The sequence below is a fragment of the Streptomyces sp. NPDC052020 genome, assembly GCF_040680575.1.
Lineage (GTDB): Bacteria > Actinomycetota > Actinomycetes > Streptomycetales > Streptomycetaceae > Streptomyces.
In genome coordinates, this window is record NZ_JBFAWY010000011.1 from 39,681 (window position 1) to 66,040 (window position 26,360).

At 74.7% G+C, this 26,360-nt stretch carries 22 protein-coding genes and 2 pseudogenes; 13 read left to right on the forward strand and 11 right to left on the reverse strand.

What is annotated here, in order from left to right:
• Positions 1-53: 53 nt before the first annotated feature.
• Positions 54-611, reverse strand: a complete 558-nt coding sequence (locus AB0L74_RS13910) for a MarR family transcriptional regulator (RefSeq protein WP_365650199.1) — start codon at positions 609-611, stop codon at positions 54-56.
• Positions 608-2,341 (reverse strand): FUSC family protein, encoded by a 1,734-nt coding sequence (locus tag AB0L74_RS13915; protein WP_365650202.1) that lies wholly within the window; start codon positions 2,339-2,341, stop codon positions 608-610. Before AB0L74_RS13915 ends, AB0L74_RS13910 begins: the two co-directional genes overlap by 4 nt.
• A gap of 211 nt (positions 2,342-2,552) precedes the next feature.
• On the opposite strand from AB0L74_RS13915, the gene AB0L74_RS13920 reads away from it, so the two are divergent.
• From AB0L74_RS13920 to AB0L74_RS13930, 3 genes are all read left to right on the forward strand, one after another.
• Complete coding sequence (locus AB0L74_RS13920) at positions 2,553-3,107, forward strand: DUF5134 domain-containing protein (RefSeq protein ID WP_365650205.1); 555 nt, start codon at positions 2,553-2,555, stop codon at positions 3,105-3,107.
• A 137-nt stretch (positions 3,108-3,244) separates the two neighbouring features.
• Positions 3,245-4,180: a M56 family metallopeptidase gene (locus AB0L74_RS13925; protein ID WP_365650208.1), complete on the forward strand. Its 936-nt coding sequence runs from the start codon at positions 3,245-3,247 to the stop codon at positions 4,178-4,180.
• 79 nt (positions 4,181-4,259) lie between these two features.
• Positions 4,260-4,988, forward strand: a complete 729-nt coding sequence (locus AB0L74_RS13930) for a phosphatase PAP2 family protein (protein WP_365650211.1) — start codon at positions 4,260-4,262, stop codon at positions 4,986-4,988.
• Positions 4,989-5,109: 121 nt separating this feature from the next.
• On the opposite strand, the gene AB0L74_RS13935 is transcribed toward AB0L74_RS13930, so the two are convergent.
• Positions 5,110-6,072, reverse strand: coding sequence for an urea transporter (locus tag AB0L74_RS13935; protein ID WP_365650214.1), 963 nt, complete (start codon positions 6,070-6,072; stop codon positions 5,110-5,112).
• A gap of 460 nt (positions 6,073-6,532) precedes the next feature.
• On the opposite strand from AB0L74_RS13935, the gene AB0L74_RS13940 reads away from it, so the two are divergent.
• Positions 6,533-7,252, forward strand: a complete 720-nt coding sequence (locus tag AB0L74_RS13940; RefSeq protein WP_365650217.1) for a helix-turn-helix domain-containing protein — start codon at positions 6,533-6,535, stop codon at positions 7,250-7,252.
• On the opposite strand, the gene AB0L74_RS13945 is transcribed toward AB0L74_RS13940, so the two are convergent.
• Positions 7,240-8,742: a hypothetical protein gene (locus AB0L74_RS13945; protein WP_365650220.1), complete on the reverse strand. Its 1,503-nt coding sequence runs from the start codon at positions 8,740-8,742 to the stop codon at positions 7,240-7,242. The genes AB0L74_RS13940 and AB0L74_RS13945 overlap by 13 nt on opposite strands.
• A 204-nt stretch (positions 8,743-8,946) precedes the next feature.
• Between AB0L74_RS13945 and AB0L74_RS13950 the strand changes: the two genes are divergently transcribed.
• The gene (locus AB0L74_RS13950; protein ID WP_365650223.1) at positions 8,947-9,606 is read left to right on the forward strand and encodes a DUF305 domain-containing protein; all 660 of its coding nucleotides are present in this window, start codon (positions 8,947-8,949) and stop codon (positions 9,604-9,606) included.
• A gap of 243 nt (positions 9,607-9,849) precedes the next feature.
• Here the strand turns inward: AB0L74_RS13950 and AB0L74_RS13955 are convergent, their stop codons facing one another.
• Entirely contained in the window at positions 9,850-10,302 is a 453-nt protein-coding gene (locus tag AB0L74_RS13955; protein WP_365650662.1) for a DUF6214 family protein, read from the reverse strand.
• Positions 10,303-10,524: 222 nt separating this feature from the next.
• On the opposite strand from AB0L74_RS13955, the gene AB0L74_RS13960 reads away from it, so the two are divergent.
• Complete coding sequence (locus tag AB0L74_RS13960) at positions 10,525-11,919, forward strand: FAD-dependent oxidoreductase (RefSeq protein WP_365650226.1); 1,395 nt, start codon at positions 10,525-10,527, stop codon at positions 11,917-11,919.
• 131 nt (positions 11,920-12,050) lie between these two features.
• Complete coding sequence (locus AB0L74_RS13965; protein WP_365650229.1) at positions 12,051-13,448, forward strand: nucleobase:cation symporter-2 family protein; 1,398 nt, start codon at positions 12,051-12,053, stop codon at positions 13,446-13,448.
• Here the strand turns inward: AB0L74_RS13965 and AB0L74_RS13970 are convergent.
• Complete coding sequence (locus AB0L74_RS13970; protein ID WP_365650232.1) at positions 13,368-13,727, reverse strand: helix-turn-helix domain-containing protein; 360 nt, start codon at positions 13,725-13,727, stop codon at positions 13,368-13,370. The genes AB0L74_RS13965 and AB0L74_RS13970 overlap by 81 nt on opposite strands.
• A 159-nt stretch (positions 13,728-13,886) precedes the next feature.
• Here AB0L74_RS13970 and AB0L74_RS13975 point away from each other — a divergent pair, with 159 nt between their 5' ends.
• Positions 13,887-14,966 carry an NADH:flavin oxidoreductase/NADH oxidase gene (locus tag AB0L74_RS13975; protein WP_365650235.1) on the forward strand — a complete coding sequence of 360 codons (1,080 nt, stop codon included), beginning with the start codon at positions 13,887-13,889 and terminating at the stop codon, positions 14,964-14,966.
• Positions 14,967-15,025: 59 nt separating this feature from the next.
• Here AB0L74_RS13975 and AB0L74_RS13980 read toward each other — a convergent pair whose 3' ends face one another.
• Entirely contained in the window at positions 15,026-16,360 is a 1,335-nt protein-coding gene (locus AB0L74_RS13980; RefSeq protein ID WP_365650238.1) for a PHB depolymerase family esterase, read from the reverse strand.
• A 620-nt stretch (positions 16,361-16,980) separates the two neighbouring features.
• Here AB0L74_RS13980 and AB0L74_RS13985 point away from each other — a divergent pair.
• Entirely contained in the window at positions 16,981-17,781 is an 801-nt protein-coding gene (locus AB0L74_RS13985) for a pectate lyase (RefSeq protein ID WP_365650241.1), read from the forward strand.
• A 180-nt stretch (positions 17,782-17,961) separates the two neighbouring features.
• On the forward strand, positions 17,962-19,047 hold the full coding sequence (locus tag AB0L74_RS13990) for an exo-alpha-sialidase (RefSeq protein WP_365650244.1): 1,086 nt from the start codon (positions 17,962-17,964) through the stop codon (positions 19,045-19,047).
• A 90-nt stretch (positions 19,048-19,137) separates the two neighbouring features.
• Here the strand turns inward: AB0L74_RS13990 and AB0L74_RS13995 are convergent.
• Positions 19,138-19,302: pseudogene (locus AB0L74_RS13995) on the reverse strand (cation:dicarboxylase symporter family transporter); the annotation flags it as partial.
• Between the two features lie 11 nt (positions 19,303-19,313).
• On the opposite strand from AB0L74_RS13995, the pseudogene AB0L74_RS14000 reads away from it, so the two are divergent.
• A pseudogene (locus AB0L74_RS14000) lies at positions 19,314-19,870 on the forward strand (type I glutamate--ammonia ligase); the annotation flags it as partial.
• 284 nt (positions 19,871-20,154) lie between these two features.
• Here AB0L74_RS14000 and AB0L74_RS14005 read toward each other — a convergent pair.
• Positions 20,155-20,832, reverse strand: a complete 678-nt coding sequence (locus tag AB0L74_RS14005) for a uracil-DNA glycosylase (RefSeq protein WP_365650246.1) — start codon at positions 20,830-20,832, stop codon at positions 20,155-20,157.
• Between the two features lie 391 nt (positions 20,833-21,223).
• Here AB0L74_RS14005 and AB0L74_RS14010 point away from each other — a divergent pair, with 391 nt between their 5' ends.
• Positions 21,224-22,249 (forward strand): BadF/BadG/BcrA/BcrD ATPase family protein, encoded by a 1,026-nt coding sequence (locus AB0L74_RS14010; RefSeq protein ID WP_365650665.1) that lies wholly within the window; start codon positions 21,224-21,226, stop codon positions 22,247-22,249.
• A gap of 238 nt (positions 22,250-22,487) precedes the next feature.
• The gene (locus AB0L74_RS14015) at positions 22,488-23,411 is read left to right on the forward strand and encodes a hypothetical protein (RefSeq protein WP_365650249.1); all 924 of its coding nucleotides are present in this window, start codon (positions 22,488-22,490) and stop codon (positions 23,409-23,411) included.
• A gap of 220 nt (positions 23,412-23,631) precedes the next feature.
• Here AB0L74_RS14015 and AB0L74_RS14020 read toward each other — a convergent pair whose 3' ends face one another.
• Positions 23,632-24,666, reverse strand: coding sequence for a lactonase family protein (locus AB0L74_RS14020; protein WP_365650252.1), 1,035 nt, complete (start codon positions 24,664-24,666; stop codon positions 23,632-23,634).
• A 126-nt stretch (positions 24,667-24,792) separates the two neighbouring features.
• The gene (locus AB0L74_RS14025; RefSeq protein WP_365650255.1) at positions 24,793-26,286 is read right to left on the reverse strand and encodes an FUSC family protein; all 1,494 of its coding nucleotides are present in this window, start codon (positions 26,284-26,286) and stop codon (positions 24,793-24,795) included.
• Between the last annotated feature and the right edge of the window lie 74 nt (positions 26,287-26,360).

Below are 26,360 nucleotides of genomic sequence, written 5' to 3' on the forward strand. Positions count from 1 at the left end.
CCACCGCCGCACGGTGCACGACGTGTCGCGAGCGCGGGCGCCGGGGCCCGGCGTCAGGTCCGCAGCGCGTCCAGGCGCCCTTCGAGCTGGCCGAGCAGCTCCCCGAGCAGCGCCGCCAGGTCGTCCCGCCGCGGGCCGTCCATGCCGGAGAGCACGGCGGTCTCGTAGGCGAGCTGCTCGGGCAGGATGCCGTCGACGAGGTCGCGGCCGGCGTCCGTGAGGCGGAGGTGGGCGACCCGGCGGTCTCGGGTGTCGCCGCGGCGCTCGACCAGACCGCGTTCGGTGAGCTGCTTGAGGCGCTTGGTGACGGCGGCGCCCGAGGAGAAGGTCTCGCGGGCCAGCTCCCCCGGGGTCAGCTCGTGGCCGGTTCGGCGCAGGGCCCCCAGCAGGTCGAACTCGGGACGGCTCAGCCCGGCCCGGCGCAGCGGAGCGTCCTCGGCCTGCTGGAGGAGGGCGGCGCAGCGGTTGATGCGGCCGATGATCTCCATGGGGCCGGTGTCGAGACCGGGGCGGACGGCCCGCCACTGCCGGACGACCGCGGCCACGGTGTCCCCTGCCGCCGTGCCCGCCGCGGCGCCGTCGTTCACCGGGTGCTCCGCGCTTGCCGTCATGGCCGTATGTCCTCCGTCGTCGTCCCCGCGCTCTGGTCCGGCCGCGCCGCCTCCACGTCGGTCCGGCGGCGGACCATGGCCGCGAGCGTACGGTGTCCGGCCTGCTCGGCGCGCACCACCCTCTCCTGGGGCAGTGCGCGCTGCCACCACTCGCCGGCCGCGGCGTCGGCGGTGGCCCGCAGCTCGACCAGCGCGGCGGCCAGGGCGCGGTGGGCGGCGTCCAGGGCGCCGGGCGCCGCATGGGGTTCGGCCAGCAGGCGGGCGGCGCGCTCACGGGCGCGGTCCACGGCGGCCACCGCCCGCTCGACACGGTCGCCCGCGCGCCGGTTGGTGACGGCCACGGCGGCGGCGAAGCCGACCAGCGCGCCGACGAGGGTGTCCACGACCCGCTCGGTGATCAGCACGCCGGGCTCCTGGTAGCCGGTGAACTCGGTGATGAGCAGCGCCATCGGGGTCACGCAGAGGGTGCCGAGCCAGTAGTTGCGGCTGATGAGGGCCTCGGCTCCGAAGGCGAACAGCAGACAGCACAGGACCAGGGCGGCCTGGCCGAGGTGGGCCAGCGGGGCCACGGCGGCGAAGACGAGGGCTCCGCCCAGGTTGCCGACGACCCGCTGGACTGCCCGGCTCCAGGTGAGGGTGAGGTTGGCCTGGTAGAGCGCGGCGGCCGTGACCAGGGCCCAGTAGGGGCGGCCGATGCCGAGGGCCAGCGAGGCGTAGCCGGCCAGGGCGCAGCCGAGGGCGGTGCGCACGCCGAGCGGGGCCAGCGGGACGAGACGGTGCCACAGCGGCACGGGCCGGGCACCGAACTCGGCCTCCACGCCGAGGAGTTCGTCCGCGGCGGCCTGGGAGTCGCCGGTCCGGGCGTCGCCGGTGCGCAGGTCCCCGGTCCGGGGGACGCGTCCGGTGCCGCGCAGGGCGCGGGCCCAGGCGCGCAGCCGCTCCGGGTCGGCGTCGGCGGGCGCGGCGAGCGCGACCTCGGCGCGGACGACGAGCCGCTCCAGCGCGTGCCGGGTCGCGGCGCGGGCGCCGCTGGACGGCAGCGACAGCAGCGTCTGCCAGGCGGCCTGCACGGCGGCGTATCCGGCGGCGCGCGCCGCCCGGGCCCGCCCCTCGCCGGCGCCGTGCGCAGCGGCGTACGCGGCGGCGGCGTTCAGGGCCTGGGCGGTGGCGCGGCGCTCCGGGCCGGTGGGGCGCAGCAGCGCCGGCGCCATGCCGACGAGCCAGGCCCAGGCGCCCGCGGCGGCGCCCAGCGCCAGGTGGCCGGGGACCTGGCCGAGGGTCTGCGGCGCGAAGAGGCAGGCGGAGCTGACGAAGGTGAGGACGACGTTGCCGGGCGGGCCGACGCGGGTGGCGTCGCACAGGACCTTCTGCGCGGCGGCCAGCAGGGCGCCGACGGTCACCAGCACGACGGCGTCGCGGGTGAGCGAGGCCGTGACCAGGGCGACGGCGACGCCGCCGAGCATGCCGAGCACCACCCGGGCCAGGACCCGGGCGCGGGCGGCGTAGGGGCGGTTGTGGGCGTACAGGGCGCACAGGGACCCGGCCATGGTGTACATCGCGAGGTCGAGCCGGCCGAGCGCCAGCAGGATCAGGTTGGGCGGCGCGACGGCGGCGACCACGCTCAGGGCGGGCTTGAACCAGATGTCGGAGGGGCGTCCGGGACGCAGCACGCCGGCCAGCGGCAGGCGCCGGCGAAGCGGGGTCGGGGGGGTGGGGGTCGCACTGCTCATACCCATACTTTAGCAGGTGTTTTACTCGTGAAATAAACTGGGAGCCGTCGCGTGCTCCCCGCGTACATCCTTGCGCTCGCGTGCGCGCCGCGACGCCGGGGCAGCCCTTGACCGATCGTCGGGGGACGGTCGGGGAAGCGACCGTGGGGGGAAGGCCGCCGGGACCGCCGCGAGCGGCGGTCCCGGCGGCGGGCGAGCGGGAGGTGCGCGCATGCACGCAGGGGCGTCGTCCGGCTGGGCACTGGTGGCGCTGTGCGCGGCGGCCGGTGCCTACTGCCTGCTGCGGATGCGCGGCGGTACGGAGGAGCAGCGCCGCGAGGCGGGCGGCGAGGCCCTCATGGGCTTCGGCATGGCCGCGATGGCCGTACCGCCCGCGGTGTTCAGCCCTCCCCCGTGGTCCTGGACTCTGTACGCGGCCGTGTTCGGCGCGGCCGGGCTGCACGCCCTGTGGGCGGCCCGGGACAGCCCGCACCACCTGCACCATCTGGTGGGCGCGGGCGCGATGGTCTACATGGCGGTCGTGATGGCCGGCTCCCCCGCCCACGGGCAGGGCCACGGGCACGGCGGCGCGGGCGTACCGCCGCTGACCGGTGCGCTGCTGCTCTACTTCGCCGGGTATGTGCTGCTCGGCGGTATCCGCCTGGTGCCGGTCGCCGCCGTCACGGCCGACGGGCCGACCGCCGGGTGGGCCGGCCGGCCGGAACTGGCGCGGGCGTGCCGGCTGTCGATGGGGATCGCGATGCTCGCCATGCTGCTGACGCTGTGACGCCGCCGGGCGCGCGCCCGGGGCACGGGCGCGGCCCGCGTGCGGAATTCGTCGTCCCGGTCCGCGCAATCCGTTGTCTGCGTCACTTTGCCCGGTGGGGCGTACCCCTGGCGGCGCGGCGCTCATAGGCTGCCCCCATGATCCTCCCCGCGGTCCTGTTGCTGCTCGGTGCCCTGACCGCCGTCGCCGCTCCCCGGGTGCTCGCCCGGGCCGACTGGCCGGATCGTGAACCGGTGGTCGCCCTGTGGGCGTGGCAGTGCGTGGTGGCGGCCGTCCTCGTGTGCTGCGCGCTGTCGATGACGTTCAGCGCGGCGGCGGCCTGGCACGCGGTGGGCGGTCACGTCTTCGCCACGGCGCCGCGCGCCGTCGCGGAAGCCTACGCCCTGGGCACGGCCGGCCTGTGGGCGGCGGCGACCGCGGTGACGCTGGCCCTCGGCGGGCTGTGGAGCGCGGCCATGCTGGTCCGGGAGGTCGTACGGGCCCGGGCCCGGCGCGGGCGCCGCCGGGCCGAACTGCGGCTGCGGGCACCGCTGCTGCCGGGCGAGGCGCCCGGGTCGCGTCCGCTGGTCGTCCTGGAGGGCGAGCGGCCCGGCGCCTGGTGGCTGCCCGGCACTCCCCCGCAGCTGGTCGTCACCACGGCCGCGCTGCGCCGGCTGAGGGGCCGGCGGCTGGACGCCGTCCTCGCCCATGAGCAGGGCCACGCGCAGGCCCGGCACGACTGGCTGCTGCACTGCTCGGCCGCGCTCGCGGACGGGTTCCCGCAGGTACCGGTGTTCGCCGCGTTCCGCGACGAGATGCACCGGCTGGTCGAACTGGCCGCCGACGACGTGGCCTCCCGGCGCTTCGGCCGGCTGACGACCGCCCTGGCACTGGTCGAACTCAACGAGGACCGGGGCGTCTTCGGCCCCTGTCCGGCCGCACACGCCCATGTGCCGCAACGGGTGCGCCGGCTGCTCACCCCTCCCGGCCGGCTCCCGGCGGTCCGCCGGCTGCGCCTGACGGCGGCGGCGTCCCTGGTGCCGGTGGTGCCGGTACTGGTGGCCTTCGTGCCGGGGCTGCGCGCGCTGGGCTGACCGGGCCGGCGGTCCCGCCCGCGCGGCGCGCGGCCCGCGCGAGTGGCCCGCGGACCCACCGGTCGGCGAGGATCGCTCCATGCAGACCTCGCCCGCCGCCTCCCCGCCCCGCCCACCGCGGTCCCGCACCGCCGTCCGCGCCGCCTGGATCCTCGCGGCGTGTTCCGCGGTACTGCTCCTCCTCGTCGCGGCCGAGTGGCGCCCCCTGATCGCCCTGGACGGCGACATCTCCCGCACCACCCACCGCTGGGCGGTGGCGGAAGAGGGCGTCACCCGGGTCTTCCGCATCCTGACGGACTGGGTCTGGGACCCCTGGACGATGCGCCTGCTGTGCGCGGTGGTGGCGGTGTGGCTGGGGTTGCGGCACGCGGCGTGGTGGACCGCCGGATGGCTGGCGGCGACCTGCGCCGTGGGCAGCCTGCTGCAACAGGTGCTGAAGGCGGTGGTGGGCCGCCCCCGGCCGGTCTGGCCCGACCCCGTGGACAGCGCCCATTACGCCGCCTTCCCGTCGGGCCACGCCATGACGGCGACGCTCGTCTGCGGCCTGCTGCTGTGGCTCCTCCACCGCCACGGCGCCGCCCGCCCGGCGCGCCTGGCCGCGCTGGCCGTGGCCGTGGTCTCCGTGGCCGGGGTCGGCCTGACCCGGGTGTGGCTGGGTGTCCACTGGACCTCCGACGTCGTCGGCGGCTGGCTGCTCGGTGCCCTGGTGGTGGCGGTGGCGGTACCGCTGCACCGGCGGTGGCGGGCACAGACACCGCCTGCGGCCCGGAGCGGGGAACTCCCCTCGCAGCGGGACCCGGCGTCCTAGGGACTTTCGGCAACGCCGCGAGGGGCGGTGGCAGGCCCCGCGGGCGCCCGGCGCGCCCGAACGAGAGGCCCCAGGGGGTAACGCGAGCACCAGGGGTCCGCCCGCCCCGTGACGCGCGGGCCTACGCGGAGGGCACCGGCGGCGCGGTGACCCGCCAGGGCGGGGCCGCCTCGCCCGGGCCGGGGCCGCGCCCGGTCAGGCGCGGGAAGGAACGGGCCGCGAGCAGGAAGCCGAACGTCGTCAGGACGAACGGCCAGGTGAAGGCGTGGCCCCCGGCGGGGGCCAGCAGAGCGGCGACCGCCGGTGTCACCGCGGTCGCGGTCGCCGCGCCGAGCAGCGCGTACAGCAGCGTGGCCCGGGTCGCCTCCAGGAACACACCGCAGAGCGCGAGCGCCACGAGCACCGCGTTGTAGCCCATCGTGCCGTCGGCGATCCGTGCGGCCGGCGCCCCGAGCGCCCAGGCGGTCAGAATGCCCGTCGCGCTGCCGCAGCAGACCACCAGGCCCGCCACCCGGCTCGCCAGGAAGACCCCCGCCAGCAGCAGCGCGCCCACGTACCAGCGGTCCAGGAAGAAGACCTGGGAGACGTTGCGGAAGAAGGCGCGCCACACCTCGTCCGAACGCAGGAAGGTGGGCCCGGAGGCGGCGCGGGGCAGCGCGGCGAGGCTGTCGCCGTGCGGCCAGATCCGCCGGAATCCGGGCGCGGCGACCGTCACCGCACCCGCCAGCAGGCAGTACGGCAGGGTCAGCGACGGCAGGTCCCACACGCGCAGCAGCCGGACCACAGCGGCGGTGACGACCGTGACCACGGCGCAGCCCGCGGCGGCGAGCAGCGCCGTGGACAGCCGGCCCGCGTCGAGGAAGACCGCGAAGCACAGGGCGACGAGGCAGGAGTTGAAGCCCTCCAGCCCCGTTTCCACCCGGTCGCGGGCCACGCCCAGCAGACGTGCGGCACCGGTGCCCAGGGCGGCGCCCCCCAGTCCGTACGCGCCGTAGCGCCAGTCGGCCGCGCAGAGCGCCAGACAGAAGACGGCGCCCGTCCACGCGTTGGCCAGGAACATCACCTGCGCCGGGCCGCGCAGCACCCGCGGCCCGGCACCCGCGCCTCCCCCCGGACGCCGCCACCGCACATCATCCGACCGTCGCACGTCCCGCTCACGCCCCCCAGAGAACGCTTTCCACTTCGCGACATTTTCTTTCCGCCATACGATATAGCTTCTCGGGCACGCCGGAGACAAGACGAGGGCGCGCAAAGAGCGACCGGGAGCGGCCCCGGGAGGCGAGAAAGCCGGAGGCCCCGGCAAGACGAGAAGCCGGGAAGCCGGACAAGCCCCGGCAAGACGAGAAGAGCGAGGCGGGAAGGGGTGAAGGCGAGGAGCGGGAAAACCGCACGACGAGAGGCGGCAGCGCAGGCCGGACCGGCCGCCTCGGACGATCCCCCGCGTCGCCCGAGGCGGACGGCAACCCGGACCAGGCCCATCACGGGCCCGACCGGATGCGTTGAGTATAGTTGGCTGGCAGCCAGTCAACGCAGGAGTTTCCAGCATGTCCCCGCGCAGCGCCTCGGTCAATGAAGAGTTGCGGAGACGTTCGAAGGAGCGGCTTCTGCAAGCCGCCGTGGAGCTGGTCGGCGAGCGCGGCTACGAGGCGACGACGCTCGGCGACATCGCCGACCGGGCGGGCTCGGCGCGCGGGCTGGTGTCGTACTACTTCCCCGGCAAGCGCCACCTCGTCCAGTCCGCCGTGCACCGGCTGATGCACCGCACGCTGGAGGAGGCCCTGGAGCGGGAGCCGCACGCCGAGGACGGGCGGGAGCGGATGGCACGGGCCATCGACGCGATCCTGGGGCTGGCCCGTGACCGGCCGGTGCTGATGCGCCAGCACATGGCCGGCCTGTTGCAGGCCGAGGGCTTCGTCCCGTGCCCGGAGCAGCGGCGCCTGGCCGAGCTGCTGCGGGACACCGTCGCCCGGCACGGCTCCCGGGACGTCGACAGCGACTACCCCATGCTGCGCGCGCTGCTGATGGGAGCGGTGTACGCCGCGCTGGTGCCGGGTGTGCCCATGCCCGTGCCGGTGCTGCGGGCGGAGCTGTTCAAGCGCTACCGGCTGGACTGGGAGATGGGCGTCCCGCCGGACACGGGAGCGCCCGGCGGGACGTGCGAGACGGATCTGTCACGGTTCTTCGCGACGGGGACCGCGCCGAAGTGCCGGCCGGCCGGACACCGGGACGGCCGGCGGAGCGGTCCGCACGGTCAGTCGAAGTAGTCCGGCTGCGTCTGGACGTTCAGTTCGCGCAGCTGGATCCGCCGGGCCGGGTCGGTGCGCCGGTCGTCGAGCTTCAGGACGTCGAAGCCCTTGGCCATGTCGTTCGAGTAGATGTACCCGTTGTAGTAATACGCCGACCAGGAACCGCCGGTGACCAGGTTGTCCGTGGACAGCGGGCCGCGCTCGAAGTAGGCGATCTCCTTCGGGCGGGAGGAGTCGGTGAAGTCCCAGACCGAGACACCTCCCTGGTACCACGCCTGGACCATGAGGTCCTTGCCCTTGACCGGTATCAGCGAGCCGTTGTGGGCCACGCAGTTCTCGGTGTCCGCCTGGTGCCGAGAGATCTTGAAGTAGTTACGGAAGACGAGCTTGCGCTTGTCCCCCTTGCCGACGATGTCGTAGATGCCGTCGGCGCCGCGGTTCGGGCCGGTCTTCGCGTTGCAGGTCGGCGCGCCGCCGCCGCCCAGCTCATCGGTGAACACGACCTTGTTCGCCTTCTGGTTGAAGGTCGCCGAGTGCCAGAACGCGAAGTTGGCGTTGTCCTGCACCCGGTCGATCACCTTGGGGCGCTCGGGGTCCGCGATGGAGAACAGGATGCCGTCGCCCATGCAGGCGCCCGCGGCCAGGTCCTTCGAGGGCAGCACCGTGATGTCGTGGCAGCCGGTGGTCTTGGAGACACCCGGGTTGGCGGGCGCGCCCGGGTTGCCGCCGCCGTCCGGTCCCTCGCCGGGGAAGAACACCGGGAAGTCGATGACCGCCGCCTTCTCCGGGGCGCTGCGCGGCACCTTGATGACGGAGATGCCGTCGTGCGGCGGCCGGCAGTCGGGGTAGGCGGCGCTCGGCGCGTACGAGGACACGTAGATGTAGACGGCGCGGCGCTCGGGCACCAGCGTGTGGGTGTGCGAGCCGCAGGCGGTCTCGACGGCGGCGACGTACTTCGGGTTCCGCTTGTCGCTGATGTCGAAGACCTTCATGCCCTCCCAGGAGGACTTCTCGGTCGCGGGCTGGGTGGTGCTGTTGCAACTGCTGTCGCTGCGCGAGGAGTCGGTCGACAGGAACAGCAGGTCGCCGGAGACGGAGACGTCGTTCTGCGAGCCCGGGCACAGGACCTGGGTGACCGTCTTCGGCGCCTTGGGGTCGCTGATGTCGAAGACGCGGAAACCGTCGTAGTTTCCGGCGAAGGCGTACTTCCCCTGGAAGGCGAGGTCCGAGTTGGTGCCCGGCAGGGCGTCCTTGGGGATGTTCGCCAGATGTTCGATGTTGGCCGAGTGGACGATCTGGTTCTGGCCGGGTATGTCGCCGCCCGCTATGGCCTGCCGGGTCTCGGCCTGAGCGCTCTTCGACACCGCCTTGGGCTTCGCCGGGGCGTCCCCGGGGTCGGGGGTCGCCACGGCCGGCCCGGCCGTGAGCAGCGCGGACAGAAGCCCGGCGGCGACGGCCGCGACGCCCAGGCGTCTGCACGGCGTTCGGGGGTTTTGCAACAGGATCACTGTTTTCCTCCCTACGTCCGTTCACGTCGGAACGGTTCACGCACTCCCGGCAGTATCGTCTCGCCATGCACATATCAACAGGGGGTAGCGTGCACGTAATGAAATGTTTTGATCTTCTACATGTAGAGGCGTGCTAAGACGGTCATGACAGTCGTGAAGCGACTCATGAGGTGCCGCCCATCCCGTCTGTCACAGGAGGTCGTTGTGCTTTTCCGCTCCGCGTCGCACACCTCGCTCGTCACGGCCTCGCTGGCCGCCCTCGCCGTGCTGGGGCTCAGCGCCTGCGACTCCGGTTCGACGGCGAAGTCCGCCGCCGCGGACGGGCCTTCGGTGATCGCGCCGGGCAAGCCGGGCGAGGCCAACCGGACACTGTCCGCGCAGGACGCCGAACGGCACCGCGCCGACGACGACTCGCCCAACTCGGCGGACGTCGCCTACGCGCGGATGATGATCCAGCACCACGCCCAGGCGCTGGACATGACCGAACTCGCCCCGCAGCGCGCCGGTTCGGCGCGGCTGAAGCGGCTCGCGGAGCGGATCAGCGCCGCCCAGGGGCCGGAGATCACGGCCATGCGGGGCTGGCTGAAGAGGCACGGCGAGAGGGAGACGGGCGGCGGCCACGGCCACGACCACGCCGCGATGCCCGGGATGGCGACCGACGCGCAGCTGGAGAAGCTCCGGGCGGCTCGGGGCGAGGCGTTCGACCGGCTCTTCCTCACCCTGATGATCACCCACCACGAAGGCGCCGTCACGATGGCGACGGATGTGAAGGCACAGGGCAACAACGTGCAGATCGAGGAGATGGCCGACGACGTGGTCGCCCAGCAGACCAGCGAGATCACGCGGATGCGCACGATGCTGTGACGCCGCCGCCCCGCCCGCCGGGGGCGGGACCGCCGTCCGCGGCCCCGCCGCCGGGACAGCACAGCCGGGGCCGGTCGTCGACCTTCCGTCGTGCGCCCGAAGGGCGGGCCTCGCGGCGTCAGGCGCGTGCTCTCGCCGTGCCGGGGCCAGATCCTCGTACCCGGACGTACCCGGGTCGGGCCCGGTGCGGCGAGAGGGCGTACATGGCGTCGCGGGGCAGCCGGGGGGGGACGGCAGGCCCTGCTAGCGCCGCGCCCGGCGCGGTGCCAGGAAGCCCTCGTCGCGGGCCTGCCCGATCAGCCTGAGTGACGTACGGCGGCTGTACCCGGTCGCGCGCATCACCGCGAGGACGGGGTCGGCGCCCCGCTCCTGTGCCGCGCGGTACTCCCGGGCGGCCAGCCGCCGCCCCTCCCTGCCGCGCGGCCATGCGGGCCGGGCTCGCCGCGCGGCGGGCGCACCGGATTCCGGCGGCGGTGCGCAGGCGTCGGCCAGCGGCCCCTCCAGCCACTCGGCGAGCACCGCCAGGTCCTCCAGCGCCAGCCCCGGGCGGCCCCGGACGTCCTCCAGGCAGACTCCGTCGTCGGACACCGCGGCGAGCGCCTCGACCCGGGCGCCGTCACCGAAGACGACCCGGATCTCGAACCAGGTCACCGCGCCGGAGCCCTGCCGCACCGTCCAGGCCCGCCGTACGGACACCGCGGCGTCCGCCGGGCAGCGGCCGGCGAGGTGGAGGGCGTCATGATGAAGACAGGATGCTTCAAGCACACACGCAACGTAACCGCATCATCACATCCGTACGAACGAAACACGCGCCCCCGCCGCGGGCAGCACCCTGACAGCGCAGGCCGCGCGGTGCGATGCTGGAAACCACCAGCGATCTCCTGACGCCCTCGGAGATCCCCCGGCAAGGAGGCCGCCGTGCTGCGTGTCGCCGTCGTGGGCTCGGGACCGAGCGGATGCTATGTCGCCCAGAGCCTCGTCGAGCAGGAGTGCGAGGCGTACGTCGACGTCCTGGACCGGCTGCCGTGCCCGTACGGGCTGGTGCGGTACGGCGTGGCCCCGGACCACGAGAAGATCAAGTCGCTGCAGAACAGTCTGCGCGCGGTGCTGGAGCACGACCGGGTGCGTTTCCTCGGCGGCGTGGAAGTGGGGGCCCGGGGCGTGCCGGCCGCCCGGCTGCGGGAGCTGTACCACGCGGTGGTGTACTGCGTGGGCGCCGCGGCCGACCGGCACCTGGGGATTCCCGGCGAGGATCTGCCGGGCAGCTGGTCGGCGACCGAGTTCGTCTCCTGGTACAGCGCCCATCCGGACTCCGCCGGGCCCTCGGCGCCGCCCGGGCGGGCGGGCGCCCCCGCCGGCAACGGCTTCGTACGGAACGCCCGGTCGGCGGTGGTCATCGGGGCCGGCAACGTCGCCGTGGACGTCACGCGCATGCTGGCCCGCGGCACGGCCGAGCTGAGCCGGACCGACATGCCGCAGGCGGCGCTGACGGCACTCGCCGCCAGCCGGGTGACCGACATCCACATGGTCGGCCGGCGCGGCCCCTCCCAGGCGCGCTTCACCACCAAGGAGCTGCGCGAACTGGGCACCCTGCCGGACACCGGCGTCGCCGTGGACCCGGCCGAGCTGGCGCTGGACCCGGCCTGCACCGACCCCTCGGGGCTGCCCGGCACGCAGCGCCGCAACGTGGAGGTGCTGCGCGGCTGGGCCGGGTCCCCCGCGCCCGGCGGCGCCCGCCGGATCAGGCTGCGCTTCTTCCTGCGTCCCGTCGCGCTGCTCCCCGAGGCCGGGCGGGTGGGGGCCGTGCGCTTCGAGCGGACGGCGCCGGACGGGCGCGGCGGCGTGACCGGCACCGGCCGCCACGAGGAGATCGAGGCGCAGCTGGTGCTGCGGTCGGTGGGGTACCGCGGAGTGCCGCTGGAGGGTCTGCCGTTCGACGCGGCGAGCGGCACGGTGCCGCATCTGGCGGGCCGCGTCCTGCGGGCGGGCGTCGTGGCACCCGGTGAGTACGTGGCCGGCTGGATCAAGCGGGGCCCGACGGGCGTCATCGGCAGCAACCGCCCGTGCGCGAAGGAGACCGTGGCGTCGCTGCTCGCGGACGCCCCCGCGCTCGTACCGGGCCGGGAGGTGCCCGGGGACCCGCTGCCGCTGCTGCGCGCGGAGGGCGTCGAACCGGTCGAGTGGGCCGGATGGCGGGCCATCGAGCGGGCCGAGGCGGAGCTCGGCGCCTCGCTGGGGCGCGGCGTGGTCAAGCTGCCCGACTGGGAGTCGCTGCTGGCGGCGGCGCGGACGGGGACGCCGGGCCGGGTGTGAGACCGGCGCGGAACCGCCCGCCGGGCCCGACACACGGCGGCAACACTCCGGAAATCAACAAACTGTTCAACCGGCCTACGGTCTCTGGCTGTTCGGATGTTTCCTCCCCCACCCGCAGCCCAGGAGCTCCCATGGCCCCGACCGCACCCGCGCATCCCGCGCATCCCGTCGACGAGGTCCCGCCCGCAGGGCGGCTGGCCGCCTTCGGCCTCCAGCACGTGCTCGCGATGTACGCGGGCGCGGTGGCCGTCCCGCTGATCGTGGGCGGGGCGATGAAGCTGCCGCCCGCCGACCTGGCGTATCTGATCACCGCGGATCTGCTGGTGTGCGGCATCGCCACGCTGATCCAGTGCGTCGGCTTCTGGCGCTTCGGCATACGGCTGCCGATCATGCAGGGCTGTACGTTCGCGGCCGTGTCCCCGATGGTGCTCATCGGAACGACGGGCGGCGGGCTGCCCGCGATCTACGGGTCGGTGATCGTCGCCGGACTCGCGATCATGCTGCTGGCGCCGGTCTTCGGGAAGCTGCTGCGCTTCTTCCCGCCGCTGGTCACCGGCACGGTCATCCTGATCATCGGTGTCTCACTGCTGCCGGTGGCGGGCAACTGGGCCGCCGGGGGCTCCGGGGCCGGCGACTTCGGGGAGCCGGGGAACCTGGCGCTGGCCGCCTTCGTGCTGGCCGTGGTGGTGGCCGTACAGCGGTTCGGGCCGGCGTTCCTGAGCCGGATCGCGGTGCTGATCGGCATCGCCGCCGGGCTGGCCGTCGCGGTGCCGTTCGGGTTCACCGACTTCGGCGGGGTGGCGGACGCCGGCTGGGTCGGTGTCAGTACCCCGTTCCACTTCGGCGCGCCCGTGTTCGAGACGCCGGCGATCGTGTCGATGCTGGTCGTGGCGCTGGTGTGCATGACCGAGACGACGGGTGACTTCATCGCGGTCGGCGAGATGACGGGCCGGCGGGTGGCGCCGCGGTCCCTGGCGGACGGTCTGCGCGCCGACGGGCTGTCGACCGTCCTCGGCGGCGTCTTCAACACCTTCCCGTACACGGCGTACGCGCAGAACGTGGGACTCGTCGGCATGACCCGGGTGCGCAGCCGCTGGGTCGTCGCCGCGGCGGGCGGGTTCCTCGTCCTGCTGGGCCTGCTGCCCAAGCTGGGCGCGGTGGTGGCGGCGATACCCGCGCCGGTGCTGGGCGGTGCGGGCCTGGTGATGTTCGGGACGGTGGCCGGCAGCGGGCTGCGCACGCTGGCGCGGGTCGACTTCGCGGGGAACCACAACCTGACCGTGGTGGCCGTCTCGGTGGCGGTGGGGCTGCTGCCGGTGGGCGTGCCGACCGTCTACGACCGGTTCCCGGACTGGTTCCAGACGGTGATGCACAGCGGCATCAGCGCCGGCTGCCTGACCGCGATCGTGCTGAACCTGCTCTTCAACCACCTGCCGGCCAGGGGCGGTTCAGCCGCTGCCGAGGCGGGCGTACTGGCGGGCGGCGGCGGCCAGGAGCGCGTCGAGCAGGCCGGGGAAAAGGTCGTCTAGGTCGTCCCTGCGCAGCGCGTTCATCTTGGCCGTGCCCCGGTAGGTCTGCCGGATCACCCCGCTCTCGCGCAGCACCCGGAAGTGGTGGGTGGTGGTGGACTTGGTGACCGGCAGGTCGAAGTGCGAGCAGGAGAGCTCGTCGCCGTCGGCGGCGAGCTCGCGCACGATCCGCAGCCGCATGGGGTCGGCGAGCGCGTGCAGCACCCCCTCCAGCCGGATCTCCTCGCGGGCCGGGTGGGGCAGGTCGCGGCTGCTGGGGGCGGGGACGGCGGCGGTCACGGCGGCTCCAGTTCGTCCGGTGGGGGCTCCCGCCGGTCCGGCAAGGCTTCCCGGGGAGCTCCCCATTGTACGAGGATCACCGTAGTTTGACATCCGCCGTACTACGAGGGCTATCGTACGAAGCGTCCATCGGTACCGCGACGAATGGAGCGACCCGCCGTGAGCGCCCTCTTCCAGCCTTTGAGCCTGCGCGACGTGACCATCCCCAACCGGGTGTGGATGCCGCCGATGTGCCAGTACTCCGCGGAACCGCAGGGCCCGTCGGCCGGCGTCCCCGGCGACTGGCACTTCGCGCACTACGCCGCCCGCGCGGCCGGCGGCACCGGCCTGATCATCGTCGAGGCCACCGGCATCACTCCCGAGGGCCGCATCTCCCCCTACGACCTGGGCTTGTGGAACGACACCCAGGTCGCGGCGTTCCGCCGGATCACGGACTTCCTCCGCACCCAGAACACCGTGCCCGCCATCCAGCTCGCCCACGCCGGGCGCAAGGCGTCGACCGACCAGCCCTGGAAGGGCGGCGCCCCGCTGGGCGAGGACGCGCTCGGCTGGCGTCCGGTGGCACCCAGCGCGCTCCCGTTCGACGAGGCGCACCCGGTGCCGGACGAGCTGACGGTGGACGAGATCAGGAAGGTCGTCGGGCAGTTCGCCGACGCGGCCCGCCGCGCCCTGGCCGCCGGATTCGAGATCGCCGAGATCCACGGCGCCCACGGCTATCTGATCAACGAGTTCCTCTCGCCGCACTCCAACCACCGCACCGACGCCTACGGCGGCTCGTACGAGAACCGGACCCGCTTCGCCCTCGAAGTCGTCGACGCCGTCCGGGCGGTCTGGCCCGAGGACAAGCCGCTGTTCTTCCGCGTCTCGGCCACCGAATGGCTTGAGGAGGGCGGCTGGACGCCGGACGACACCGTGCGCTTCGCCCGCGATCTGCGGGCCCACGGCATCGACCTCCTCGACGTCTCCACCGGCGGCAACGCCTCGGGCGTCCGCATCCCCACCGGCCCCGGCTACCAGGTGCCCTTCGCCGCGCGGGTGAAGGCCGAGACCACGCTGCCGGTCGCCGCGGTGGGCCTCATCACCGAGACCCGGCAGGCCGAGAAGATCCTCGCCAACGGCGAGGCCGACGCGGTCCTGCTCGGCCGTGAGCTGCTGCGCAACCCGTCCTGGGCGCGGCACGCGGCGCGTGAGCTGGGCGGCGAGGTGCACGTGCCGGACCAGTACCACCGCTCCGTCTGAGGTCCGCACGAACGGAAAGTGCCCCTCCGGTTCCGGTCGGAGGGGCACGTACGGAGGGCTCAGCCCGTGGCGCACGCCGTCCCGTTGAGCGCGAAGGCGCTCGGGGCGGCGCTGTCGCCGGTGTGGGTCGCCTGGTATCCGAGGGTGACGCTCGCGTGGGGCGCGAGCGTGCCGTTGTACGGGGCGCTGGTGGCCGTGACCGCGCCGGAGGCGGGTGCGTAGGCGGCGCCCCAGCCGGCCGTGAGCGTCTGGCCGGCGGGCAGGGTGAAGGCGAGCTTCCAGCCGTTCACCGTGGTGGCGCCGGTGTTGGTGAGGGTCACGGAGGCGGTCAGGCCGGTGTTCCACGCGTTGGTCGTGACGGTCACCCGGCACGGGCCCGCCGGAGGCGCGGGCGCGGGGCCGGCGGCGTCCAGGCCGAAGAACGCGATGGCGCGCTCGCCCATGCCATGGGCGTAGAGGTCGTGTCCGGCGCCCGCGAGGCTGATCGCCTCCACCGGCGCCCGGTCACCGGTGCCGCCGTAGCGGGTGCGGGTCCAGCCGGGCTGCGGGGAGTCGGTGACGGCGGGGGTCTGGGAGACGCCGAGCACATCGGTCCACTGTTTGACCTCCTCCCCGAGGTTCGGGTACCGCAGGGTCCCGTCCTGCGTGCCGTGCCACAGCTGCATACGAGGCCGGGGGCCGGTGTAACCGGGGTAGGCGCCCCGGACCAGATCGCCCCACTGCCGCGCGGTCCGGGTCACGGTGCCGGCCGCGCAGGCGCTGTTCCACGCGGAGCCGTCGGTGGTGGCGAAGCAGCCGAACGGGACGCCCGCGAAGGCGGCACCGGCCGCGAAGACGTCCGGGTAGTCGCCGAGCAGCACGTTCGTCATCATGGCGCCGGAGGAATTGCCGGTGGCGAAGATCCGGCCGGGATCGGCGCGGTAGGTCTGCGAGACCCAGTCGACCATCGACGTGATGCCGACCGGGTCGCTGCCGCCGCCGCGCCGCAGCGCCTGGGGCGAGGAGACGTCGAAGCACTTGCCGGCCCGCGTCACGGAGGGATAGACCACGATGAACCCGTAGCGGTCCGCCAGCCGCGCGTACTCGGTGCCGGAGTACATCGCCGGGCCGGAACCGGTGCAGTAGTGCAGGGCCACCACGACCGCGGGGCGGTCGGTGACGGACTCCGGCACGTACAGGTACATCTCCAGGTCGCTGGGGTTGGCGCCGAAGCCGGTGACCCGGGTGAGGGTCGCGGCGGGGACAGCGGCGGCGGCACGGGCGGGGGCCGCGGCACGGGCATCGGCGGCGGGCGCCAGGGCCAGCGCCGCGAGCAGCGCCGCCAGGGCGAGCGTCACAGCGGTGAGCACGGCGGGGCGCCGCCGTCTCGTGAGGGTGCGGGGGGTGGCGGACACGTGGAGCCCCTTCCTGGCGTCGGCCACGGCTCGGGACCGGGTCGACCGCATGATGGCATGCACATGCCCTTGATGGAAGCGCTCCCACGCCAGGAACCGGACCCCACGCGGCGCCGTCCGCGCGGTGACGCAAGAGGTGTTGCGCGAACCGTTGACTAGAAAGCGCTTGCCCTCTACGTTCCGTTCAACAGGTTGACCCGCTCGCCACTCCCCCACGGGCTGCGAGCAGGTGAACGAACAGTGTTCACGTACATGACCGCTTGTTCCGCAGGCACCTGAAGGGATGCACCCGTCATGCGCCCCCTCCCCCCACACGGTCCCACCCGGCGAACCACCACTCCCCCAGACCGCGCTCGGCCCGCACCGGCGGTCCGCGCCCCGGCACCCGGACGGCCGTAGACGGCGGCGCACCCGCGGTCACGGTGCCCGCGCCGGCCGCCCGATCCCGGCGGAGCCGCGAACGGGATCGCGCGGACCGGCACCCGCACCGCCCCGTACGGCACACCGCCGAGCCCGCCTCGTCCGCCGTCGCCCCGGCGACACGGACGCGGACGCCGGGACACTCCGGCGCCCGGCGGGTTCGGGCACCCATCACCCCACATCACAGAAGGAAACGGGACATGACTTCTGCCACACGTCGACGCCCCCGCGTCCGCGCGGCGACCGGCGCGCTGGCCGCGCTCGGACTCTCGGTTGGCATGATCATGACCATGGAGTCCACGGCGCACGCCGCCACCTGGCCGACCGCCAACGGCAGCCAGGGCGTCTCCTCCACCATCTCGGTGTCCGGCACCAAGGACTACGGGATGAAGCGCCTGTACGGCACCGGCGCCCTGGGCTCCGACGGCCAGGGCGAGGACCAGGGCCCGATCCTGCAACTGGAGCCCGGCGCCGTCCTGAAGAACGTCATCCTCGGCGCGCCCGCCGCCGACGGCGTCCACTGCAAGGGCAGCTGCACGTTGCAGAACGTCTGGTGGGAGGATGTCGGCGAGGACGCGGCGACCTTCCGCGGCTCCTCCTCGTCGAACGTCTACAACGTCGTCGGCGGCGGCGCGAAGGAAGCCAGCGACAAGGTGTTCCAGTTCAACGGCGCCGGGACGCTCAACGTCTCCAACTTCGCCGTGCAGAACTTCGGCACCTTCATCCGGTCCTGCGGCAACTGCTCCACGCAGTACAAGCGGACGATCAACCTCAACACCGTCGAGGTGACCTGGAAGGGCAGCCGGCTGGTCGGGATCAACACCAACTACGGCGACAGCGCGACCCTGCGCAACATCACCATCGTCGGCGACACCAGCCGGAAGATCGTCCCGTGCCAGAAGTACATCGGCAACGACGACGGCGACGAGCCGACCACGAACGGCTCGGGGCCCGACGGCACCTACTGCAAGTACGCGGCGTCCGACATCACCTACCGGTGAGCCCCGCCCCGTGAGCGCGGCCGTACGGAGTGCCCTGGCGGGCCTCCGTACGGCCGCCGCGCCGTGCCACACCGTGTGACCTGCGCGGACGCCGTTCCACAGGAGTCTGTCAGTGCCGGGGTGCAGACTGGCCGGTGTCCGGTAGATGGCGTCGACGGGGACGCCGCGGAGGTGATCGGCATGACCGAGGTACTGCTCGCCGTGGGCACGCGCAAGGGCCTGTTCATCGGGCGCCGGCGGGGCGCCGCCTGGGAATTCGACGAAAGTCCCCACTTCAACGCGCAGGCCGTGTACTCGGTCGCCATCGACACCCGCGGCGGCACCCCGCGCCTGCTGGCCGGCGGCGACAGCGCGCACTGGGGGCCGTCGGTGTTCCACTCCGACGACCTCGGCCGCACCTGGACCGAGCCGGCCCGTCCCGCCGTCAGGTTCCCGCAGGACACCGGGGCCTCGCTGGAGCGGGTGTGGCAGCTCCACCCGTCCGCCGCGGAACCCGACGTGGTGTACGCGGGCACGGAACCGGCCGCGCTGTACCGCTCGCATGACCGCGGGGAGAGCTTCGAACTGGTCCGTCCGCTGTGGGAGCACCCCACGCGCGGACAGTGGGCGCCGGGCGGTGGCGGCGAGGGACTGCACACCGTGCTCACCGACCGGCGCGATCCCCGGGCGGTGACGGTCGCCGTCTCGGCCGCGGGGGTGTTCCGCACGACCGACGGCGGCGCGAGCTGGGCGCCGTCCAACTCCGGGGTCTCCGCGGTGTTCCTGCCGGACCCCGACCCGGAGTTCGGCCAGTGCGTGCACAAGGTCGCGCGGGACGCGGCGGCCCCCGACCGGCTGTACCTCCAGAACCACTGGGGCGTCTACCGCAGCGACGACGGGGGCGCGCACTGGACGGACATCGGCGAGGGCCTGCCCTCCACATTCGGCTTCGCCGTGGCCGCCCATCCGCACCGCGGTGACACGGCGTACGTCTTCCCGATCAACGCCGACGCGGACCGGGTGCCGGCCGGGCGGCGGTGCCGCGTCTTCCGCACGGCCGACGCGGGCCGCAGCTGGGAGCCGCTCACGGCGGGGCTCCCGCCGGGGGACCACTACGGCACGGTGCTGCGCGACGCGCTGTGCACGGACGACGCGGACCCGGCCGGCGTGTACTTCGGCAACCGCAACGGCGAGCTGTACGCGTCGGCCGACGACGGGGACGGCTGGCGGCAGCTGGCCGCACACCTGCCGGACGTGCTGTGCGTACGGGCCGCGGTCGTCGGCTGAACCGGACGGAGGGCCTGACCCGGCCGCCGGCGCGAGCAGCCGTCACGGCCGGGCGGGGCCGGGCCGCTTCAGCGCCTCCTCGGTGCGGTCACGGTCGAGGGCGCCCTCCCATCGGGAGACCACGAAGGCCGCGGCGCAGTTGCCCAGCAGGTTGGTGGCGACGCGCATGGCGTCCATGACGCGGTCCACGCCGAGCGGCAGGGCGACCGCCCCGGCGGGGATGACGCCGAGGGCGGAGGCGGTGGCGGACAGGGCGGTGGAAGGACGGCGAACCGCTCTTCCACGACCCGCTCGGTTACGGCGGGCTGTCCGACACGGCCCGGTGCTACATCGGCGGCGTCATGCGGCACGCGGCGAGCCTGTGCGCGCTCACCAACCCGTCGCTCAACTCGTACCACCGCCTGCTTCCCGGCTTCGAGGCCCCCGTCAACCTCGTGACTCGCAGGGAAACCGGTCGGCCTGCGTACGAATCCCGGTGACCGGGGACGACGCCCGCGCCAAACGCGTGGAGATCCGTTTCCCGGACGCGACCGGCAACCCCTACCTCGGCTTCTCCGCGCTGCTGATGGCGGGGCTCGACGGCATCCGCAACAAGACGGAGCCCCCCGCGCCCGTCGACGCCGATCTCTACGCGAGCCGGGGGGCGGACGGGCGGCCCCTCGGCCGCCTGCCCGAAAGCCTCGGCGAGGCCGTGCGCGCCCTGGAGGAGGACCACGACTACCTGCTCGAAGGGGGCGTGTTCACCCCCGACCTCATCGAGACCCACATCCGGCTCAAGCGCGAGCGGGAGATCGACGCGATCCGCCACCGCCCGCACCCCTAGGAGTTCGCGCTCTACTACGACGCCTGACTCCGCAGGGGCCGGCCGGAGCCGGTCTCGCCGGTGCCGGCGTCCCCCGCGCCGCCGCGCGCCCCGGCGCCGTCGGTGCCCCGCCGGTCGCCGACGAGACCGGCTGCCCCGCGCAGAGCGGGACGCGCGACGGGCGTACGGCGGCGCCGCGCCGGCCCGCGGGGCGTGCCGGGTGCCCGGTGAGCCGACCGGGAACCACGTCGCCCCGGTCGGCGGGGACCACGCGAGGACGGCCGGCTCACGAGCGGATACGAGCGTCAGGGCAGGCGCCAGTCCACCGGCGCGGCGCCCTGGCGGGTGAGGTGCTCGTTGGCCCGGCTGAAGGGACGCGAGCCGAAGAACCCCCGGTCGGCGGAGCGGGGCGAGGGATGGGCGGACTCGATCACCGGGTACCGGTCGAGATGCGGGCGCAGATTGCGGGCGTCCCTTCCCCACAAGATGGAGACCAGGGGCTTGCCCCGCTCGGCGAGCGCGCGGATCGCCTGCTCGGTGACCTCCTCCCATCCCTTGTCCCGGTGTGAGCCGGGACTGTTCGGCCTCGTCGTCAGTGCCCGGTTCAGCAGGAGCACCCCTTGCCGCGTCCACGGGGTGAGGTCTCCGTTGGAGGGACGGGGCAGACCGAGGTCGCTCTGGAGTTCCTGGAAGATGTTGAGCAGGCTGCCGGGCAGACGGCGCACCTCGGGAGCCACGGCGAAGCTGAGGCCGATCGGCATCCCGGGCGTGGGGTACGGGTCCTGCCCGACGATCAGGGCGCGCACATCGTCGAAAGGCTGCTGGAAGGCGCGCAGGACGTCGGGTCCGGCGGGCAGGTAGGTACGGCCTGCCGCGAGTTCGGCGCGGAGGAAGTCGCCCATGCGGGCGATGCGCTCGGCCACGGGTTCCAGGGCCTTGGCCCAGCCGGGCTCGACGAGTTCATGTAGGGGTCGTGGTGCCACGGGCGATCACTCTACTGGCGTATGCGGGGGGTCGGCGGCCCCGGCCGCCGGGGGCGCGCCCCCGGCCCCTACTCTTCCTCATGGTCTTCTGCCAGAGTGTCGGGCAGATCCCGCAGCCGGCCGTCCGGGACGAGAGGGGCACGTCGAGTCCAGTGATCCACCCACTCCGCAGGCGTCCTCGCCCTGGTGAGCCGCCTCGTTCCGCACCCGCGGCCGCCCTCACGACCCCCGCTCAGGCGGCGGGGCCGTCGCGCTCGACCGCGCCCGGCGGGCGTCCGCTGCCCGGCCGTCTCGCCGGCGTCTGCCGGGAACCGGCGGCCGATCCGGGACCACCCCGGTCGTCCGGCGAGGGCCCGGTGCCGTGGCCCCGGCCCGTGGACCGGTGCCTGCCGTGACCGGCCGGGGGGCGGGGGGCGGACCGGCCGGCGGGCCGGTCCCGGCGGAGGCGGCCGGCTTCCTCGCCGTGGACTCCGGTGGTTCCGGGCTCCGGGTCGTCGCCGGGAGGGCCGGGCACGGAGTGCTGGGCCTGCGGACGTCCCGGGAGCCGGTGCGCACCGGTGCGCGGGGGATCGATCCCGACCATTTCATGGAACAGCTCGTGCCCATGGCCCGGGCGCTGGCGGCCGAGACGGGCGTGCGGCGCCCCCGTACCGTCGTCGTCGGGGCGGCCGGTCTCGCCACCCTGGGCGACGGCCTGCGCGACGTACTGCCCGCCGCCCTCGCCCGGGAGCTGGGCACCCGGACGGTCGCGCTGGCCGCCGACGCCGTCACCGCCTACGTCGGTGCGCTCGGCCCGCGGCCCGGTGCCGTCGTCGCCGCCGGCACCGGCCTGATCGCGATCGGCACCGACCTGACCCGCTGGCGCCGTGCGGACGGCTGGGGGCACCTGCTCGGCGACTGCGGCGGCGGCGCGTGGATCGGGCGGGCCGGGCTGGAGGCGGCCCTGCGGGCCCACGACGGACGCGACGGCGGCTCCGCCCGGCTGCTGGCCCGGGCCGAGGAGCAGTTCGGGCCGGTCTCCGGGCTGCCCGGCGCCCTGTACCCGCGTCCCGACCGCCCGGCCGTCCTCGCCTCCTTCGCGCCCCAGGTGGCCGCCGCCTGCGCGGACGGCGACCCGGTCGCCGCGGACGTGATGCGCGCCGCGGCCCGGCACATGGCCGGCTCGGCCGCCGCGGTGTGCCCGGGCGCGGGCGAGGCCCGGGTCGCCGTCACCGGCGGCCTGCTGAAGCTGGGCGACGCCCTCGTCGGGCCTCTGGAGGAAGAACTGGCGAAGCGGCTGCCGCACGCGCGGCGGGTGGTGGCCGAAGGTGACCCGCTGGACGGCTCGGTCCGCGTCGCCACCGGGCTCGTGACGGGCTCCCTCACCCTCCCGGAGGACAAGGCGATGCTGTGGGTGACGACCGCGGCGGACAGCTGACGCCCTCCCGGCGGCCGGTCCGCACCCGCCTCCGCCGGTCCGGGGAGGGGCCGCCGTCCGCGCCCGGAAAGGATGCCCCTGGCACGGTTTTCCGGGCCCTCGCCGGCCCCCGCCGCGGCCGCATTCGTGCGGATGTCTTCCTTTCCGTACGTAACTCATCCGACAAAACCGGACGGATACCGCTCACCTGCACCCTCCCCGAACAGGGGAGCCCAGGAAACCAGTAACATGCGGCGCCATGAGCTCCCCCACTGGGCCCGCGTCCGGCCTGCCAGTACGAATGCCGCGCCCCCGCCAGCCCGGACGGCACCGCCGTCCCGAGCCCCTGGTGGCTCCCGAAGGCGCGCCCGCGCTCGTCCTCGCGGTGCCGGGCACGCCCAGCGGGGCGACGCGCGGTCTCGCCGAGGAGGTCGTGAGCGTCGCCCGCTCCGAGCTGCCCGGCCTCAACGCCCTGATCGGGTACCTCGACGGGGACGACGAGGAGTTCCCCTCGCTGCGGTCGGTGCTGGCCCACGCCGCCGAACAGCGCACGGCCCGTTACGAGCTGGCGCTCGCCGCCGGTGCGGAGGTGAAGGAGCCCGAGGGCCCCGTCGCCGTCGTCGTGCCGCTGCTGGCCGGCCCGGACAGCGCGCTGCTGCGCCAGGTCCGCCAGGCCGTCATGGACAGCCGGGTGGCCGCGGAGCTGACCGACGTGCTCGGCCCGCACCCGCTGCTCGCCGAGGCGCTGCACGTGCGGTTGTCCGAGGCCGGTCTGGCCCGCGCCGACCGGGCCCGTCTGTTCACGGTGGCGACCGCCGCGGACGGCATCATCCTGGCGTCCGTGGGCGGTGACGAGGCCGCGCAGGCGGCCGGGATCACCGGCATGCTGCTCGCCGCGCGCCTCGCGGTGCCGGTGATGGCGGCGGCCCTGGACGTGGAGGGTTCGATCGCGTCGGTGGCCGAGCAGCTGCGGTCCTCGGGCTCGCAGCAGCTGGCCCTCGCGCCGTACCTGATCGGCCCGGAGATCGACGCGTCGCTGATCGAGGCGGCGGCCGCGGAGGCCGGCTGCCCCGCCTCCCAGCCCCTCGGCCCCTACCCGGCGATCGGCAAGCTGGCCCTGGCCAAGTACACGACCGCCCTGGGCATCGCGCCGCAGCCGGCACAGAGCGCGCCGGTCCGCTGACGCGGGGGACGTCTCGGGCGCTTCGGGACGTCCCGTCACGTCTGCGGAAGGTCTGCGGACGTTCCGGCTGCCGCGCCGAAAGGGCCCGCTCCGGTTCCGGAGCGGGCCCTTCGCCGTGTCCCGCCGTGTTCCGCCCCGCCCCCCGGGGAACGGACGCCGCCGCGGCACCCGGGCGGCAGGGGCTCGGGGCCGCCAGGCGGCCTCGCCACGGCGGCCGGGCTCAGTCGAAGATCACACAGGAGGCCGCCGGCACTTTGAGGGAGCCGCCGCGGCGCGGCATCCCGGTGCCGGGGTCGACCGGGAACCAGGCCACGTCTCCGGACCGCTCGTTCGCCACGTACAGGACACCGTCGGACTCGGCGATCGCCCTGGGCCAGCGGCCCGCGCAGGGGACGGTTCCCAGCAGCCGCAGGGTCTCCCCCTCGACGGCGAGGACCGACAGGACGTCCGCCCCGCGGGTCGCGGTCCATACGAAGCGGCCGTCGCGGGAGGCGACGATGCCCGAGGGGTAGGCGTCACCCGCCGGGGCGCCGGGCAGCACCGGAGTCTCGGCGAGCGGCTGGAGGGCGCCGCCGGCCGCGTCCCACCGGCACACGGTGACGGTCGGGGTGAGTTCGTTGAGCACGTAGGCGCGGGTGCCGTCCGGGTGGAAGGCCAGGTGCCGCGGCCCCGAGCCGGGGCGCAGCGCGGTCTCCCGGTGCACGGCCAGGGCGCCGTCCGTCAGCGTGCAGACCCGTACGGAGTCGGTGCCGAGGTCGACGCTGACCGCCCACCGGCCGCTCGGGTCCGGCTGTACCTGGTGGGCGTGCGGGCCCTGCTGGCGCGGGGTGTGCGGGCCCGCCCCGGTGTGCCGGAGCACGGCGGACGCGGCCGGGGAGAGGGTGCCGTCGGCGCGCAGCGGAACGGCGGTGACGCTGCCGGAGCCGTAGTTCGCGGTCAGGACGTGACCGGCGAACAGGCTGAGGTGGGTGGGGCCGCTGCCGTCGACGGGCACCGGCGCCCCGGCGGGTTCGGGCCGGTCCCCGCGCACGCGGTAGGCGGCCACCGCCCCTTCGGCGGTCTCGCTGACGGCGTAGAGCGTGCCCCCGTCCGGCGACAGGGCCAGGTAGGAGGGGTCGGGTACGCCGTCCAGGGTGCTCACAGCGGTCAGCGCACCGGTGTCCGCGGCGACCGCCGCCGTCACGATCCCGGGGCCCCCGGCCGCCGTGAACGACCCGATGAACGCCCGCCGCTGCCGCCTGCCGCCCTCTGCCACCGCTGTCCCCTCTCGTCGTCCCCGTGCCGTCCGGGGTGACGGTAGCAGTCGATCAGGCCAGGTCTAGACCAAACGCCGTACGTGGTGCCGGGACCGCGGGGCCGGGGACCGCCCGGCCCCGTCGCGTCAGGCCCCGACCAGCGGTGAGCCCGATCCCGCGCGCAGCGGCACGGCGAGTTCGGCCAGGGCCCGCTCCAGGCCGTGGAGGTGGACCAGGGCGGGTTCGGCGGCGGGCTCGCGGCCGGGCTCCCGCGCGGGAACGGCGCCACCCCCGGTGAGCGCCTCGACGGCGGACTCGACACGCCAGCAGGCCGCGGCCAGGCGGGCGTCGTGGGACGCCTCGGGGTCGGCGGCGACCGCGACCAGACCGCGGACCTCCCGGGCGCAGTCGTCGAGCAGGGCGAGGACACGGCGGGCGCGCCGCTTGCGGCCGAGGGCCGGGTTCAGCGGGTGCACCAGCGGGGCGACCGACAGCCGCACCCGGCCCAGGAGCTGCTCCAGCTCGGCCACCCGGGGCGCCGGGTCGGCGTTCTCGTCGCCGGCCAGGCGCGCGGCGGCCTCGGCGGTGCAGGCGTGGACGCAGCGCAGCGCGCGCTGGATCCAGGCGTCGGTGACGGCGTGGGTGGTCACGGGCAGGACGAGGAGCACGGCGAGGACCGCGCCGAGCGCGCCGACGGCGGTCTCGGCGAGCCGCAGGGCGAGCAGGCCGGGGGTGAGGACGCCCAGAAGGCCGTAGAGCGATCCGGCGAGCACCGTCACGCACAGCATCATCCAGGTGTACGACACGGCGGCCGTGTAGAAGATCCCGAAGACGCAGACGGCGACGAGCACGGCCGTGGGCACCGCGGCGCCCTGCACGGGCACGGCGACGAGCAGGCCGAGACCGATGCCGAGGACGGTGCCGAGGACCCGCCGGAAGCCGCGGACGAGGGTCTCGCCGCGCGAGGTGGTGTTGACGAAGATCCACCAGGTCGCGCCGACGGCCCAGTACCAGCGCTGCCCGGAGACCAGCTGGCCGGCGACGAGCGCGAAGCCCGCGCCGGCGGTGGCCTGGACGGCCTGGCGCGTGGTCACGCGGGCCAGACCGGTGCCTCCCGGCGGGGCGGGCACCGGGGCGGGCGGGAGGCGCCGCTCGTAGCACCACAGGCCGAACCGCACCGCCGCGGCGGTGAGCACGGACAGCAGCACGGACGCGAACAGCTCGGGCAGCCGGCCGGTGGTCGCGTGCAGGAACTGCGCCACGAAGTAGGTCATGAAGGCGAACACGCCGAGGCTGTGTCCGCGCGGTCCCCAGCGGCGGGCGTACACGCCCAGGCCGACGATGGCCAGGAAGGCGAGGTCCCGGGCCACGGGGTGGTCGTGCAGCCCGGCCGCGAGCGCGAGCACGGGCAGGCCCACGGCCGGCAGCAGCGCGGTGGTGACCGCCTGCCCGCGGACCGTGGCGTCGGTGACGGTGAAGAGGGCGAGCAGGGCGGCGAGGCCGCCGGTGACGGCGCCCTGGAGGGAGTGTCCGGCCAGACCGCAGACGACGACGGCCAGTCCGATGCCGAGGACGGCCCGCGTGGCGAAACGCAACCGTGTCCGCCCCGGATCCGGAGCCACGAACACTCTCTTCAGCACTGACGGACCGCCCCCTTCGTTCACTGATCACCGACCGGCATGAAAAAGGCGCCGCGGGATCCGCAGCGCCATCG

Coding starts and splice junctions, on each gene's coding strand:
- AB0L74_RS13925 (WP_365650208.1), top strand. CDS start 3,245: ATGATCCTCCCCGCGGTCCTGTTGCTGCTCGGTGCCCTGACCGCCGTC.
- AB0L74_RS13965 (WP_365650229.1), top strand. CDS start 12,051: ATGGCCCCGACCGCACCCGCGCATCCCGCGCATCCCGTCGACGAGGTC.
- AB0L74_RS13910 (WP_365650199.1), bottom strand. CDS start 611: ATGACGGCAAGCGCGGAGCACCCGGTGAACGACGGCGCCGCGGCGGGC.
- AB0L74_RS13920 (WP_365650205.1), top strand. CDS start 2,553: ATGCACGCAGGGGCGTCGTCCGGCTGGGCACTGGTGGCGCTGTGCGCG.
- AB0L74_RS13990 (WP_365650244.1), top strand. CDS start 17,962: ATGACCGAGGTACTGCTCGCCGTGGGCACGCGCAAGGGCCTGTTCATC.
- AB0L74_RS13985 (WP_365650241.1), top strand. CDS start 16,981: ATGACTTCTGCCACACGTCGACGCCCCCGCGTCCGCGCGGCGACCGGC.
- AB0L74_RS13940 (WP_365650217.1), top strand. CDS start 6,533: ATGTCCCCGCGCAGCGCCTCGGTCAATGAAGAGTTGCGGAGACGTTCG.
- AB0L74_RS13915 (WP_365650202.1), bottom strand. CDS start 2,341: ATGAGCAGTGCGACCCCCACCCCCCCGACCCCGCTTCGCCGGCGCCTG.
- AB0L74_RS13930 (WP_365650211.1), top strand. CDS start 4,260: ATGCAGACCTCGCCCGCCGCCTCCCCGCCCCGCCCACCGCGGTCCCGC.
- AB0L74_RS14015 (WP_365650249.1), top strand. CDS start 22,488: ATGAGCTCCCCCACTGGGCCCGCGTCCGGCCTGCCAGTACGAATGCCG.